Here is a 15,047-nt window from a genome sequence, read left to right as displayed (position 1 = left end):
ACAGCCTCAATCCGACGCCACCACGATCGACACCCGCCGATTCTCCATGCGTCCCGCCGCGGTGCGGTTATCCGCCACCGGCTGGCTGCTGCCCATGCCGCGGGTCTGGATGTTCTGCGGCTGCATGCCGATGCCGATCAACGCCTTGGCCACGCTCTGGGCGCGGCGCTCGGAGAGCTGCTGGTTATAGGCGGTCTTGCCCGAAGCGTCGGTATGGCCATCGATGCGCACGCGCTGGATATCCACCGACAGCAGCGCCTTGCCGATACGCTCGACGATCGACTCGCTGGCGCTGTTGAGGCTGTCCAGGTCACTGCCGAACAGCACCTTGCCCGACAGGTCGAACGCCCAGCCCTCGTCGGTCGGGGCGAAACCCTCGCGCTTGAGCACGGCGACCTGCTCGGGAGTCAGCCCCTTGGGCGGCACGCTCTGGCAGCCGGCCAGGGTCAGCAGCGCCAGCAGCAGGGTGAATAACGGAAAACGCAGCACGGAAAAACGCTTGGTCACGGTTCAGCTCCTGTTCTTTGCATCAGGGGCGCAGCGTTCCGTCTGCGCCACTTGCCAATGGCCACGGCGATTGCGCTTGGCCTGGTACATCGCCGCATCGGCGGCATTGAGCAGACTGGCCGGGTCGCGGCCGTCGTCCGGGTAATAGGCGATACCGACGCTCAGCGAGGTGGTCAGGCTGTTGCCATCCTCCAGCTGCACCGGCAGCTTCATGCTGGCAACGATCTTCTCGGCGATGCGCTGGGCATCCTCGCGTGAGTGCAGTGGCGTCAGCAGCACGGCGAACTCGTCGCCGCCCAGGCGCGCCACCAGGTCATGCTCGCGCAGCTGCGCGCGCACGCGGCTGGCCACGCTGATCAGCACTTCGTCCCCCACCGCATGGCCGAGGCTGTCGTTGATCTGCTTGAAGTGATCGCTGTCGAGGAACAACAACGCCAGGTGGTCCTCGGTACGGGCGGCATTGCGCAGGCTGCGGCTCAGCCGTCCTTCGAAGAAGGCGCGGTTGGGCAGGCCGGTGAGGCTGTCATGGCTGGCCTGGTGGGCGAGGCTTTCGTTCTCGCTCTGCAGGTGGCTCTGCCAGACCTCCAGCTCGTCGAGCAGGGCATTGAAGTCGTTGCCCAGTTCGTTGAGCTCGGCGATCTGGGTCTGCGGCACCCGCCGGTCGAAACTGCGCTCGCGCCGCGCGGCATGGGCAACGCTGGCCAGGTTGCGCAAGGGGCGGATGATGTCGCCGAACAGGCGTCGCGACAGGTACAGCGCCAGCACCGCGCTGAGCACCGTGCACACCAGGATGCCCACCAGGCCGCTGAGCAGGAAGCGCACCAGGCTGCCGCCCTGCCCGGTCAGCTCGATATGACCGACCCGCTGGCCCATGTGCTGCACCGGCATGCTGATCGGCTCCTCCAGCAGGCTGCGCGCCACCTGGGACTGCAACTGCGCCATTACCCCCTGCTCGTCGCGTTGCCAGTGGGCGAGCAGGTCGCCATCGTTGTCGTACACCTTGGCGTCGGCCACTTCTTCGGTGGAGGCGATCAGCGCCAGTGCCTCGTTGGCCGCGGCACTGTCGTCGAACACCACGGCGGCCTCGACGGTGTAGTTGATGGAGCGGGCGATCAGGTGCAGGTTGTGGTTGGCATACACGCGCAACGCCGCCACCCCGAGCAGGGTCACCAGCACCCCGGCCAGCCCTGCGGCGAGCAAGGCCACGCCCAGGTGACCCCGCCCGAGCACGGCGCGCAGGGTCGGCCGGCTGAAGCGCCTGGCTGAACGTTTCATGGCTGCCCCGCCCGCCGTCGCGACAGCTGCAGCACACTGGGATGGATGCGCACGCCGCTGCGTGCCACCGAGTCGAGGTTGACGTCGAACGCCACCTGCTGGTCGCCGACCCGCAGGCAGAACAGGCTCCCCACCGTGCACGGATCGTCGGCCTCGCTGATGCTCAGCACCGGATGGCCGTTGATCCGCTGGAACAATCGCTCACGTTGCTGCTTGTCGAGCTTGCCGAGGTAGATGGCGTCACAGGCACTGGCCACACTGGGGTCGTCGGCGAGCAGGCGGCGCACCTGCAGGGGTTGCCCGGACTGCTGCAGATTGCCCTTGATCAGGTCGTCGGCGTACTCGGTCGGACCGACCAGGCACAGGCGCAGGGGATTGGGGTCGGCAGGCCAGCGGGCGTAGCTGAGGATGCCCAGCACGACCTGGGTCACGGCCTTGGCCCGTAGCTGCACCTGCGCATCCGACACGGCATTGCCCGCCCAGGCGGGGGCGCCGTTCGACAACAGCATGGCCATCAGCAACGAGAGCGCACAGCCCTTCACGCGTCCCAAGGCCGAGACAGCCACTGTCATGGGGGGAAATCTCACAAAATGTTTGCGGATAATGCCGCAACGATAGCATATCGGCGGCAAACTCCAGAGTCAGACTTGCTCCAGCATCAGCCCCGAGACCCGCCGGACCTTGCGCCCCACGGCCTCCTCGAACACCCCGGCGCGCGGCTCGATCAGGCTGAAGCAATGCTTGGCGCGGGTGATGCCGGTGTACACCAGTTCCTTGGTCAGCACCGGGCTCAGCGCGTCGGGCAGCACCAGCGCGGTATGGCTGAATTCCGAGCCCTGGGACTTGTGCACGGTCATGGCGAACACCGTTTCCACCTCGCTGAGACGGCTGGGCAGGACGAAGCGCACCCCGCCGCTGCCATCATTGCGCGGGAAGGCCACGCGCAGCAATGCCTCGCCCTGCTCGTCCGGCAGGCGCAGGGCGATGCCGATATCGCCGTTCATCAGCCCGAGGCCATAGTCGTTGCGGGTGACCAGTACCGGACGGCCTTCGTACCAGGGTTGCTGGCTGTCGATCAGCCCGGCGTTGTGCAGCACCCGGGCGACCCGCTCATTGAGGCCTTCGACGCCCCAGGCGCCCTTGCGTACGGCGCAGAGCAACTGGAACGCCTCGAAGCTCTGCAGCACCTCGGCCGCCCAGCGCTCCCAGCGCGGATCGTCGCCTGGCGTGCCTGGCGGCGGACGCAGGCGACCGATGGTACGCAGGTAGCCGCGATACCCTTGTGGCCCCTCGGAGCCTTGGTTGAGGCCATCGAGCAGCAGGCGGTCGAAGCGTTTGTCATGCTCGCCGCCCAGGGTCAGGCAATGGACATCCGCCGGTCGGGTCGCCAGCAACGCACGCGCCTCCAGCGCTTGCTGGCGATTGACCAGGCGCGCCAACTGGCCGATGCCGCTGCCTTCGCCGAAACGCCGCGAGTGGCGCAGCATCACGATCTGCTGGGCCAGCGGGTTACGCCGGCCATCGCCCGGCCTCAGGCCGATGTCGGCCAGCGACTGTCCGCCCACCTGCTCCAGCCAGGCCAGGGTCTGCGGCCAGTAGCAGCCGTCCTCGGCATCGCGACACAGGTCGCCCAGCACCGCCCCGGCCTCCACCGAGGCGAGCTGGTCCTTGTCGCCCAGCAGCACCAGCCGCGCGTTGGCCGGCAGGGCGTCGAGCAGGTTGGCCATCATCTCCAGGTCGATCATCGAGGCTTCGTCGACCACCAGCACATCCAGGGGCAACGGATTGCCGGCATGATGGCGGAAGTGCCGAGAGCCCGGGCGGCTGCCCAGCAAACGGTGCACGGTGCTGACCTCGGTGGGGATCTGCGCCCGCACCGCGCCATCCACCTGTAAGCGCTCCACCTGCTGGCCGATGGACTCGGTGAGGCGCGCCGCGGCCTTGCCGGTCGGCGCCGCCAGGCGGATGCGCAGCGGCCGGCCTTGCTCGACCGCAGGCCCCTGCAACAACGCCAGCAGGCGTACCACGGTGGTGGTCTTGCCGGTCCCGGGGCCGCCGGTGATGACACTGAAGCCGGCCCGGGTGGCCAGGGCGCAGGCCAGCTTCTGCCAGTCCACCTCACCTGCGCTCGAGCCGCCTTCAAACAGTTGCGCCAGGCGTAGTGCCAGGTCGGTCGGCTGCGGCTGAAGGCGCGCCAGGCGCTCATGCAGGGCGTTGTCGATGCGTCGCTCGTAGGTCCAATAGCGGCGCAGGTACAGGCGCTCGCCGCTGACCACCAGTGGCCGGGCACGCTGCTCGACGGTGTCGCCGGTGGCAACCAGGGGGCTCTCGGCGATCCGCTGCAACCAGGTGCCCAGGTCGAGGCTGGCCAGCAGTTGCGAAGGCAGCAGCAACGGCCCGGCCAGGGCATCGCCTTCCGGTGGCAGCGACAGGGCGAAATCCGGCTCGGCGAGGGTCTGTTGCAGGTCGAGGCAGACATGGCCATGACCCAGCTGGTGGCTGGCCAGGGCGGCGGCCAGCAGCACCAGCGGATCGCTGCCCGGCGCCCGCTCCTCGAGGAAACTCACGAAAGCCCGGTCCAAAGCACGCAGCCAGCCGCGCTCGACCCAGCGATCGAGCAGCGCCAGCAAGTCCTGGCTGTGGCGCAGCGGCGCCAGGGCGCTCAGGTGCTCGGCCTGCAAGGGCGTGGGCAGCAGATCGTCGAGGTTGCGGCTCATGGCGTGGCTCCGGCAAACAGGTCCTGTTGGGCAGGTTCTTGCTCACCCCGGAACATCGCGTCGAGCTGTTCGATCAGCGCCCGGGGCGGCCGCGCATGATACAGCCCGTGGCCGGCCGAGGTGACGCCACGCAGGAAGATGAACACGGCGCCGCCGACGTGCCGGTCGTAGTCGTAGTCGGGCAGGCGCGCGCGCAGCTGGCGGTGCAGGGCCAGCAGGTAGAGCACGTACTGCAGGTCGTAGCGGTGCTCGAGGATTGCCTGCTCCATGGCCAGGGCGCCGTAGGCCTCGGCGTCGGGGCCGAGCCAGTTGGACTTGTAGTCGGCCACGTAGTAGCGCCCGTCGAGTTCGAAGGCCAGGTCGATGAAGCCCTTGAACATGCCGTTGAGCACGGTCGGCTGGGCGGCTGCCCGCGTCATGCCTGCGTGAGTGTGGCGCGCTACCAGGTGGTCGAGGCGCACCGCGTCGACCTGGTGGCTGGCGAACCAGAACTCCATTTCGACCTGGTAGCGCTCGAGACCTGCGAGGGTCAAGGTGGCCCCTTGCAACGGCATGGGCTGGACCAGCAGCTGTTGCAGCCATTCGGTCAGCGTGGGAATCCAGCCGATCCAGTCGCGTCGGTTGCAGCGCTGGCCCACGGTGCGCTCGATCACATGCCCTTGAGCGGCGACCTCGGCGAACCCTTCGCGCCCCGCCCATTCGAGCAGGCCATGAAGGAAGGTGCCCGGATTCGGCCCACGGGGGAAGCGGTGGATATCACCCGCTTCCGCCGGCACCTCACGCAGCGACTGGCTGTCCAGCACCTCGTCGTCCAGCAGTTGCTGGGCCTGGGAGCTGTCGGCGACCAGGGTCTGGTCACCCACCCGCAATGCGCTGTACGAGGCGATCCACCAGTGCTCCGCTGCGGCCCGACGAGGCTTGCGCGGCGGCAGCAGCTCGCGCTGGCTGTCCGGCGTGCGGTAGCACAGGGCCTGGACCTCAGGCAGTGGACCCTGGGTGATGGCCGGATTGCCGGCCGCCAGGGTGGCGAGCCATTCGCCCAGCTGGCTGGAAGCCGCCAACGGCAGGCCACCGCCCAGCAGGTAGCCCAAGGCCGAACGATGCAGCTGCGAACTGCGCTGGGTGCCGCGCTTGAGGTCGGCAACGCCCAGCCAGCAGGCATGCTGGGCACGGGTCAGGGCGACGTAGAGCAAGCGCAGGTCCTCGGCCAGGCGTTCGTCGTCGGCGCGCTCGATCTGCTCGGCATTCGGGGTCAGGGTCAGGTGCGCCACACCCTGGTCGTCGTGCCAGCCCAGGGGCAGGCGCTGGCCATCCACCGGTTTGCTGGTGCAGATGAACGGCAGGTACACCAAGGGGTATTCCAGGCCCTTGGACTTGTGGATGGTCACCACCTTGACCAGTTGCTCGTCGCTTTCCAGGCGCAGGATCTGCTCTTCTCCGGCCTGCCCGGCGTTGGCCAGGTGCTCGGTGAGATGGCGGATCAGCGCCTGCTCGCCATCCAGCTCGCCCGCGGCCTGCTGCAGCAGTTCGGCCAGGTGCAGCAGGTTGGTCAGCACCCGTTCGCCATCGCTGCGGCCCATCAGCGCCCGCGGCAGCTGGAAGTCGTGCAGCAGGCGGCGCAGCATCGGCAGCACGCCCTGACGCTGCCAGGTGTCGCGATAGCGGCGAAAACGCATAACCCAGCTTTCCCAGACCCGCTCGTCCTGGTTCAGGCGCTCCAGTTCGATAAGCGGCAGGTCGAGAGTCAGGCTGGCCAAGGCGGCCTTGAGCATGCGCTCCGAGTCCGGCTCGGCGCAGGCCTTGAGCCAGGCCAGCAAGTCATGGGCCTCCTGGGCGGCGAACACCGAGTCCTTGTCCGACAGGTATACGCTGCGCACGTCGCGAGCCGCCAGCTCGGCGCGGACCAGCTGGGCCTCACGACCGTCGCGCACCAGGATGGCGATATCGGAAGGCAGGCAGGGTCGCAGCTTGCCAGCGGCATCGGCGAAACCGCTGACGCCTTGCTGACCACCTTCGAGCAGCTCGACGATATGGCTGGCGCAACTGGCCGCCAACTGCTGGCGATACGCTGTGCTGGATACTGGCTCGTCGCTCTCCAGCTGCCAGCAATGCAGGGCCGCGCTGGGCTGTCCGGCGATCAGCAGTTGCTCGCCACGGCCCTTGGCGCGCACTTCGACGAAGGGCAGCGGATTGTCGCCCTGGGCCCGGAACAGGAAGGCGCCACGGCCCTCGGCGCGTTCCTCGGCCTGGAGGAACACCCGATTGACCGCCGCGACCATGGCCTGGCTGGAGCGGTAGTTGGTGTCCAGGCTGTGCAGGCGCCCGGCGGTGGCGCGGCGCGCGGCCAGGTAGGTGAAAATGTCGGCGCCACGGAAGGCGTAGATCGCCTGCTTGGGGTCGCCGATCATGAACAGGCCGGTGTCCGGGTTGTTCTCGGTGATGCGGTAGATGCGCTCGAAGATCCCGTACTGGACGGGGTCGGTGTCCTGGAATTCGTCGATCAACGCGACCGGGAACTGCTCGCGGATCAACGCGGCCAGGCGCTCACCCGAGTCGCTGCCCAGGGCATGCTCCAGGCGCAGCAGCATATCGTCGAAGCCCATCTCGGCGCGGCGGCGTTTCTCCACCTCGAAGCGCGCCGAAACCCAGGCGGCGGCATGCTCCAGCAACCGTGCATCGGGGCTGGCCAGCCCCTGCAACTGCTCGCGCAAGGATTCCATGGCCCGCAGTGCCGGGTGCTGCGGCGGCTCGCCGGACTTCCAGGCCTCGGCCAGGCCAGCGGGTGTCAGGCGGGTGAAGCCGGTGCCCAGGTCCAGTTCCATGGCCTGCTCATCACCGGCCCAGGCCCGCAGCTTGTCGAACCAGGGCTCGAAATAGCGTGCCTGCAACTTGCGCCCGTCGGCCTGCTTGGCCGCTACGGCATCGCGGCAGATCTGCTGCAGCTCGTCGGCCCAGGCGCCCCAGGGCGCCTTGAGCTGCGCCAGTTGTTCCGTGCGCTGGCGCAGGGTCGCCTCGATCAAGGCTTGTGGGTCCTGATCGTCCACCTGGCCCCGGACACGGCCGAACAGCGGCCTGATCCTCGGCAACAAGGCATCGGGGCTGCCCCAGTTGCCGCGCACCCAGGCCAGCGACTCACCACGCATGCCGTAGCAGAAGCGCCGCCAATAGTCGCGCATGACCTGGCCCAGCAGTTCGCTGTGATCGGTCTCCAGGCTCTGGGTGAACAGGCTGCCGCTGTCGAAGGCGTGCTCGCGCAACATGCGCTGGCACCAGCCGTGGATGGTCGAAACGGCGGCCTCGTCCATCCACTGCACGGCGATCTCCAGGCGGCTGGCACAGCGTGGCCATTGCTCCTGTGGATAATCGTCGCGCAGCAGGTGCAGCAGCGGGTCGGCATCGTCCAGCTCGCCGCGGAAGAAACGCGCCGCCTCCGCCAGGCGCGCGCGGATACGCTCGCGCAGCTCCTTGGTGGCCGCGTCGGTGAAGGTCACCACGAGGATCTGCGGTGGCAGCAGTTCGCGGCTGAAACCCTGCTCACCGCCATGGCCGAGGATCAGCCGCAGGTACAAGGCCGAGATGGTGAACGTCTTGCCGGTACCGGCACTGGCTTCGATCAGCTGGCTGCCGTGCAAAGGGAAACTCAGCGCCAGGGGGCGGGCTTGGGTCATTGGGCGTTCTCCGGATTACCCAGGGTCTGCCAGGGCGCTGCGAACAGGGGGCGGTACAAGGCTTCGCACCAGCCTTCGAAGGTTTCGTCGAGGGCCAGCGCGGCGAAGTCACGGTACTGGCGGGCCAAGGCCAGGCTTTCGCTGCGCTCACCGAAGCTGTTCTGGCCGTCACCCTCATAGGCGCGGATGGCTGCGGCCACGGCCTTGTCCGGATCCTCCTGGGCCAGCCAGGCGAAGGCGGTCTTGGCCGCCACCGGCAAAGGGGCGTTCATGCCCGCCTGGCGTGCCACCAACAGTTCGCCCAGGCGCTCTGCCGCCTCACTCTGGGGCAACGGGCCCAGCAGCAGGGTCAGGTCACTGGCCACCAACGCGCTATGCAGCGGATAGCCCGAGGCGCAGGCGGCAAGGTGCATGACCCAGGCCGGCACCAGTCGGTGCCACTTCAGGCTGTTGCGCCCGGCACTGAGGGTGTTGGGCACGGTGGCGATGCTCAGCAGGCTCTGGTCCTCGGCCTGGTACACCCGGCCGAGCCAGCCCTCGAGGCGCAGCGGCCCGTGTTCGAAATGGATCGGCAGGGCACCCTCGACCAGGGTCGGCCAACGTTGCAGCAGTTGCCGATGACGTTGCAGCAGGTCCGGCAGTGGCTGGATCAGCTCGGCCTGCAAGGCTTCGCCGAAGCCTGCCAGCGGCAGCATCCCGCAGGCCTGGAGGCGTCGTGCCTGGTCCTGCAGCGCCCGCTCGGCGTTGTCCGGATCGGCCAGCGCAGCGCCGAGCAGGCTTTCGCTCAGGCCATAGCGTTGCAGGGCGTCCAGCACGAACGGCTCCTCGTCCGGGGTCGGTGCCTCCAGGGCCTCGAAGAACACTTTCAGACGCTGGCTGAAGAAATGCCGTACCGGATGGCGCAGGAAGTCCTGAAGCTGCACCAGATTGAGCGGCTCATCGCCGGCGTAGGGCGACAGGGCGGTAGGCGCTTGCGCTTCATCCCCGGCCTGGTGCAACGCCAACCATTCATGGGCGAAGCTGAACAACGGGCTGCCCTTCTGGAAGTAGCGCTGGCTGAACGGCTGTAATGGATGCTCCTGGGTCAGGGCATGCAGCAACTGCTGCCCCGGGTCGTCGCGTTGGCCGTTCTTGGCGCCGGCAAGCTGCCAGCCGGCGGCCAGGTGATCGCGCAACTGCCCGATCAGCACTGAGGACGGGCGCTCGCTGTTGTCGCGGATACTGCGCCCGACCCAGCTGACGTAGAGCTGGTCACGTGCCGAGAGCAGGGCCTCGAGCAGCAGGTAACGGTCATCCTCACGACGGGAACGGTCCCCAGGCCGGTAGTCGCTGGCCATCAGGTCGAAGTCGAGGGGCGGCTGGGCACGCGGGTAGTCGCCGTCGTTCATGCCCAGCAGGCAGACCACCCTGAACGGAATGGCACGCATGGGCATCAAGGTGCAGAAGTTCACCGAGCCGGCCAGGAAGCGCTGGGACAACTTGCCCTGGTCCAGCCCGGACAGCCAGGCTTCGCGCACCACGGTCAGTGGCAGCAGGTCGTGCAGGCCGACCGCGTCACAGGTTTCCAGCCAGGTGTCGCGCAGGTCCTGCAACTGCACCAGGAGCAGTTCGTCGTGTTCGTTCTCGGCCAGGAAGAAGATCTGCAGCAGCGCATGCAGCCGTGCCCCCCACTCCGTCGCCGAGGCCGGCTGTGAGAGCGCCTGGCAGGCAATGTCCAGGGCATCGAGCAACGCCACCAAAGGCCCGATCAACGCGGCATCGAGGCCACCGATCTCATCATAAGGCTCGATACCGTCACAGCCTTCGCCCACGCCGACCGCGTACCCCAGCAGCATGCGCCGCAGGCCGAAGCGCCAACTGTTCTGCTCGAGTCCCTCGGGAAGGCCAAGGCTGGCACGTTGCTCGGCACTCAATCCCCAACGGATGCCGGCGCCTTCGATCCAACGGTGCAGGGTTGGCAGGTCGCTTTCCTGGATGGCGAAGCGGGCGCGTACTGCCGGCACGTCCAGCAGGTCGAGCACTTCGCTGACGGCGAAACGGCTGTCAGGCAGCTTGAGCAGATGCTCCAGGGCGATCAGCAACGGGTCGCGACCACGCTGGCCCTGGTCGGTCAGGGTGAACGGGATATAGCGCGGATCGTTGCGATCGAGCTGGCCGAACACCGCGCGGATATGCGGTGCGTAGGTGTCGATGGCCGGCAGCATGACGATAACGTCGCGAGGCCGCAGCGTGGGGTCGGCACTGAAGCGGGCCAGCAACTGATCGTGGAGGATCTCCACTTCACGCTGCGGACTGTGGGCCAGGTGAAAACGCACGGAACGGTCCTTGCCCGGATCAACTGCCGGCCACTGCTCGCGGGTCTCGGCCAGGGGGCGCAGCTCGAGGATGTCGTCCTGCAACTGGTTGAGCAGTGTCTTCGGTTCACCTTCGCCGAACAGGTCGATGCGTCCGTCGCTGAACACGCCCTGGTAACTGCCGGGATCGTCGTAGCTGTCGAGCAGGTTGATATAGTCGCGCCCCTGCTTGCCCCAGGCCGCCAACAGCGGGTGTGCATGCTGGTGCAGCAGCTCGTCGTCCAGTTGCAGGGGCATGCCCTGCTTGCGTTGCTGACGCTTGTACTGGTGTCGCAACAGGTCCTTGTCGGCGACGATATCGCCCCAGTGATGGCGGCAAGGGTTGTGCACGCACAGCAGCACCTGGCTGAAGCGGGCCAGGCCTGCCAGGGCCTCGAGGATCTGGGCGGGCAGCGACGAGATGCCGAACACGATCAGCCGCGCCGGCAGCCCGGCGGGGGCCTGTTCCAGGCCGTTGATCCGCTCGATGAAACGTTGATGCACGCCGGCCCGGCTCTGGGCCATGCCCGTCTCGCCGACGTCCTCGAGCAGGATCCGCCACAGCTCGGCCTGCCAGCGATTGCCGGCGGCCAGCGGCTTGCGCTCGCCACGCGCGGTATTGAGCACATGGGCACCACTTGCCCAGTCCTTCAGCCAGTCGGCACGGTAGACCTGGTACTGGTCGAACAGGTCGGCAAGGCGCTCGGCCAGCTGGTAGCGCTTGCGCAGGTCGCTGTCATCGGTGAGAAAGCGGCGCAGGGGCTCGAAGTGCGGGCGTTCGATCACTTCCGGGAGCAGGCGCATCAGGCGCCAGGTCAGGGGCGCCTTGTCCAGCAGTGACACCTCGGGGATTTCGTCGCGCCCCAGCACGCGGCGGTACAGCTGCCACATGAAGCTGCCCGGAAGCTGCACATCGATGGCGGCGGCGATCCCGCAACCGCCCTGGTCGTCGTCCTGCGGGTCCTCGGCCAGGGCCAGTTTCAACCATTGGGCGATTCCGTTGCTCTGCACCAGGGCGATTTCGTTTTCCAGCGGCGCCAGGGGGTAACGGCGCATCACGCTCACCACCAGATTGCGCAGGTCGTCCAGGCGGTTGCCCTGGACGATCATGAAGCCTGGGTGAAGTGAGGTGGTCTGGGGCATTGGGTGATCTCGGGAAGCGGTTGATGCAGAGGGGAAACCTTATCACGGAGGCAGGCGACGCGGTCGAGGGCCTCCGTGGGAGCGGGCTTGTCGGAACGCAGAAAAGACAAAACCCCTACCTGCTCGCGCAGATAGGGGTTTTGCGAAATGAATCTTGACGATGACCTACTCTCACATGGGGAAACCCCACACTACCATCGGCGATGCATCGTTTCACTGCTGAGTTCGGGATGGGATCAGGTGGTTCCAATGCTCTATGGTCGTCAAGAAATTCTGTTGCCAGAAGATCCAGATGGATACTCCAGCGAATTCGGATATGTGAATTTGTGGTCTTACGAATCTTCGGTTCTTTCGTCTTCACCACCACAATTTGGCCTCAGCGCAAATTGCTTGGGTGTTATATGGTCAAGCCTCACGGGCAATTAGTATTGGTTAGCTCAACGCCTCACAGCGCTTACACACCCAACCTATCAACGTCGTAGTCTTCGACGGCCCTTCAGGGAGCTCAAGGCTCCAGTGAGATCTCATCTTGAGGCAAGTTTCCCGCTTAGATGCTTTCAGCGGTTATCTCTTCCGAACATAGCTACCCGGCAATGCCACTGGCGTGACAACCGGAACACCAGAGGTTCGTCCACTCCGGTCCTCTCGTACTAGGAGCAGCCCCTCTCAAATCTCAAACGTCCACGGCAGATAGGGACCGAACTGTCTCACGACGTTCTAAACCCAGCTCGCGTACCACTTTAAATGGCGAACAGCCATACCCTTGGGACCGGCTTCAGCCCCAGGATGTGATGAGCCGACATCGAGGTGCCAAACACCGCCGTCGATATGAACTCTTGGGCGGTATCAGCCTGTTATCCCCGGAGTACCTTTTATCCGTTGAGCGATGGCCCTTCCATACAGAACCACCGGATCACTAAGACCTACTTTCGTACCTGCTCGACGTGTGTGTCTCGCAGTCAAGCGCGCTTTTGCCTTTATACTCTACGACCGATTTCCGACCGGTCTGAGCGCACCTTCGTACTCCTCCGTTACTCTTTGGGAGGAGACCGCCCCAGTCAAACTACCCACCATACACTGTCCTCGATCCGGATAACGGACCTGAGTTAGAACCTCAAGGTTGCCAGGGTGGTATTTCAAGGATGGCTCCATGAGAACTGGCGTCCCCACTTCAAAGCCTCCCACCTATCCTACACAAGCAAGCTCAAAGTCCAGTGCAAAGCTATAGTAAAGGTTCACGGGGTCTTTCCGTCTAGCCGCGGATACACTGCATCTTCACAGCGATTTCAATTTCACTGAGTCTCGGGTGGAGACAGCGCCGCCATCGTTACGCCATTCGTGCAGGTCGGAACTTACCCGACAAGGAATTTCGCTACCTTAGGACCGTTATAGTTACGGCCGCCGTTTACCGGGGCTTCGATCAAGAGCTTCGCTTGCGCTAACCCCATCAATTAACCTTCCGGCACCGGGCAGGCGTCACACCCTATACGTCCACTTTCGTGTTTGCAGAGTGCTGTGTTTTTAATAAACAGTCGCAGCGGCCTGGTATCTTCGACCGGCGTGGGCTTACGCAGCAAGTGCTTCACCCTCACCGGCGCACCTTCTCCCGAAGTTACGGTGCCATTTTGCCTAGTTCCTTCACCCGAGTTCTCTCAAGCGCCTTGGTATTCTCTACCTAACCACCTGTGTCGGTTTGGGGTACGGTTCCCAGTTATCTGAAGCTTAGGAGCTTTTCTTGGAAGCATGGCATCAACCACTTCGCGCTCTAAAGAGCACTCGTCATCAGCTCTCGGCCTTAAGATCCCGGATTTGCCTAAGATCTCAGCCTACCACCTTAAACTTGGACAACCAACGCCAAGCTGGCCTAGCCTTCTCCGTCCCTCCATCGCAATAACTGGAAGTACAGGAATATTAACCTGTTTTCCATCGACTACGCTTTTCAGCCTCGCCTTAGGGACCGACTAACCCTGCGTCGATTAACGTTGCGCAGGAAACCTTGGTCTTTCGGCGTGCGAGTTTTTCACTCGCATTGTCGTTACTCATGTCAGCATTCGCACTTCTGATACCTCCAGCAAGCTTCTCAACTCACCTTCACAGGCTTACAGAACGCTCCTCTACCGCATCACCAGAGGTGATACCCGTAGCTTCGGTGCATGGTTTGAGCCCCGTTACATCTTCCGCGCAGGCCGACTCGACTAGTGAGCTATTACGCTTTCTTTAAAGGGTGGCTGCTTCTAAGCCAACCTCCTAGCTGTCTAAGCCTTCCCACATCGTTTCCCACTTAACCATGACTTTGGGACCTTAGCTGACGGTCTGGGTTGTTTCCCTTTTCACGACGGACGTTAGCACCCGCCGTGTGTCTCCCATGCTCGGCACTTGTAGGTATTCGGAGTTTGCATCGGTTTGGTAAGTCGGGATGACCCCCTAGCCGAAACAGTGCTCTACCCCCTACAGTGATACATGAGGCGCTACCTAAATAGCTTTCGAGGAGAACCAGCTATCTCCGAGCTTGATTAGCCTTTCACTCCGATCCACAGGTCATCCGCTAACTTTTCAACGGTAGTCGGTTCGGTCCTCCAGTCAGTGTTACCTAACCTTCAACCTGCCCATGGATAGATCGCCCGGTTTCGGGTCTATACCCAGCGACTAAAGCGCCCTATTAAGACTCGCTTTCGCTACGCCTCCCCTATTCGGTTAAGCTCGCCACTGAATATAAGTCGCTGACCCATTATACAAAAGGTACGCAGTCACCTAACAAAGTAGGCTCCCACTGCTTGTACGCATACGGTTTCAGGTTCTATTTCACTCCCCTCTCCGGGGTTCTTTTCGCCTTTCCCTCACGGTACTGGTTCACTATCGGTCAGTCAGTAGTATTTAGCCTTGGAGGATGGTCCCCCCATGTTCAGACAAAGTTTCTCGTGCTCCGTCCTACTCGATTTCACTGGCAAGAGATTTTCGTGTACGGGGCTATCACCCACTATGGCCGCACTTTCCAGAGCGTTCCACTAATCTCAAACCAGCTTAAGGGCTGGTCCCCGTTCGCTCGCCACTACTAAGGGAATCTCGGTTGATTTCTTTTCCTCAGGGTACTTAGATGTTTCAGTTCCCCTGGTTCGCCTCTTGCACCTATGTATTCAGTACAAGATAACCAGCTTGTGCTGGCTGGGTTCCCCCATTCAGAGATCTCTGGATCACAGTCTGTTTGCCGACTCCCCAAAGCTTATCGCAGGCTACCACGTCTTTCATCGCCTCTGACTGCCAAGGCATCCACCGTATGCGCTTCTTCACTTGACCATATAACCCCAAGCAATCTGGTTATACTGTGAAGACGACATTCGCCGAAAATTCGCATTTCGCTCATTGCTGAGCAGAACTCACAAATTTTACCTTAGCCTGAATAACCA

At 64.2% G+C, this 15,047-nt stretch carries 6 protein-coding genes and 2 rRNA genes; all 8 read right to left on the bottom strand.

Annotation, left to right across the window (positions count from 1 at the left end):
- Nucleotides 1-6: 6 nt before the first annotated feature.
- Entirely contained in the window at nucleotides 7-507 is a 501-nt protein-coding gene (yfiB, locus tag HU751_RS18925) for an outer membrane lipoprotein YfiB (protein WP_367616969.1), read from the bottom strand.
- Nucleotides 508-510: 3 nt separating this feature from the next.
- Complete coding sequence (gene dgcN, locus HU751_RS18920; protein WP_186734166.1) at nucleotides 511-1,782, bottom strand: diguanylate cyclase DgcN/YfiN; 1,272 nt, start codon at nucleotides 1,780-1,782, stop codon at nucleotides 511-513.
- Nucleotides 1,779-2,354: a regulatory sequestration protein YfiR gene (gene yfiR / locus HU751_RS18915; protein WP_186713009.1), complete on the bottom strand. Its 576-nt coding sequence runs from the start codon at nucleotides 2,352-2,354 to the stop codon at nucleotides 1,779-1,781. The genes dgcN and yfiR overlap by 4 nt, the downstream gene beginning before the upstream one ends.
- A 69-nt stretch (nucleotides 2,355-2,423) precedes the next feature.
- Nucleotides 2,424-4,499 carry an exodeoxyribonuclease V subunit alpha gene (gene recD, locus HU751_RS18910; RefSeq protein WP_186734165.1) on the bottom strand — a complete coding sequence of 692 codons (2,076 nt, stop codon included), beginning with the start codon at nucleotides 4,497-4,499 and terminating at the stop codon, nucleotides 2,424-2,426.
- Entirely contained in the window at nucleotides 4,496-8,167 is a 3,672-nt protein-coding gene (gene recB / locus HU751_RS18905; protein ID WP_186734164.1) for an exodeoxyribonuclease V subunit beta, read from the bottom strand. Before recB ends, recD begins: the two co-directional genes overlap by 4 nt.
- A complete protein-coding gene (gene recC / locus HU751_RS18900) occupies nucleotides 8,164-11,643 on the bottom strand; it encodes an exodeoxyribonuclease V subunit gamma (RefSeq protein ID WP_186734163.1) in 3,480 nt (1,159 codons plus the stop codon). The genes recB and recC overlap by 4 nt, the downstream gene beginning before the upstream one ends.
- 152 nt (nucleotides 11,644-11,795) lie before the next feature.
- A 5S ribosomal RNA gene (gene rrf, locus HU751_RS18895) occupies nucleotides 11,796-11,911 on the bottom strand.
- Nucleotides 11,912-12,044: 133 nt separating this feature from the next.
- Nucleotides 12,045-14,937 (bottom strand): 23S ribosomal RNA (locus HU751_RS18890).
- Nucleotides 14,938-15,047: the final 110 nt, after the last annotated feature.

It is taken from the genome of Pseudomonas peradeniyensis (assembly GCF_014268935.2).
Classification (GTDB): domain Bacteria; phylum Pseudomonadota; class Gammaproteobacteria; order Pseudomonadales; family Pseudomonadaceae; genus Aquipseudomonas; species Aquipseudomonas peradeniyensis.
This window is presented reverse-complemented; position numbering and strand designations above follow the sequence as displayed.

What these genes read in the sequence shown, in the direction of transcription:
- yfiR (WP_186713009.1), bottom strand. Translation starts at nt 2,354, where the DNA reads ATGACAGTGGCTGTCTCGGCCTTGGGACGCGTGAAGGGCTGTGCGCTC.
- recC (WP_186734163.1), bottom strand. Translation starts at nt 11,643, where the DNA reads ATGCCCCAGACCACCTCACTTCACCCAGGCTTCATGATCGTCCAGGGC.
- recD (WP_186734165.1), bottom strand. Translation starts at nt 4,499, where the DNA reads ATGAGCCGCAACCTCGACGATCTGCTGCCCACGCCCTTGCAGGCCGAG.
- dgcN (WP_186734166.1), bottom strand. Translation starts at nt 1,782, where the DNA reads ATGAAACGTTCAGCCAGGCGCTTCAGCCGGCCGACCCTGCGCGCCGTG.
- recB (WP_186734164.1), bottom strand. Translation starts at nt 8,167, where the DNA reads ATGACCCAAGCCCGCCCCCTGGCGCTGAGTTTCCCTTTGCACGGCAGC.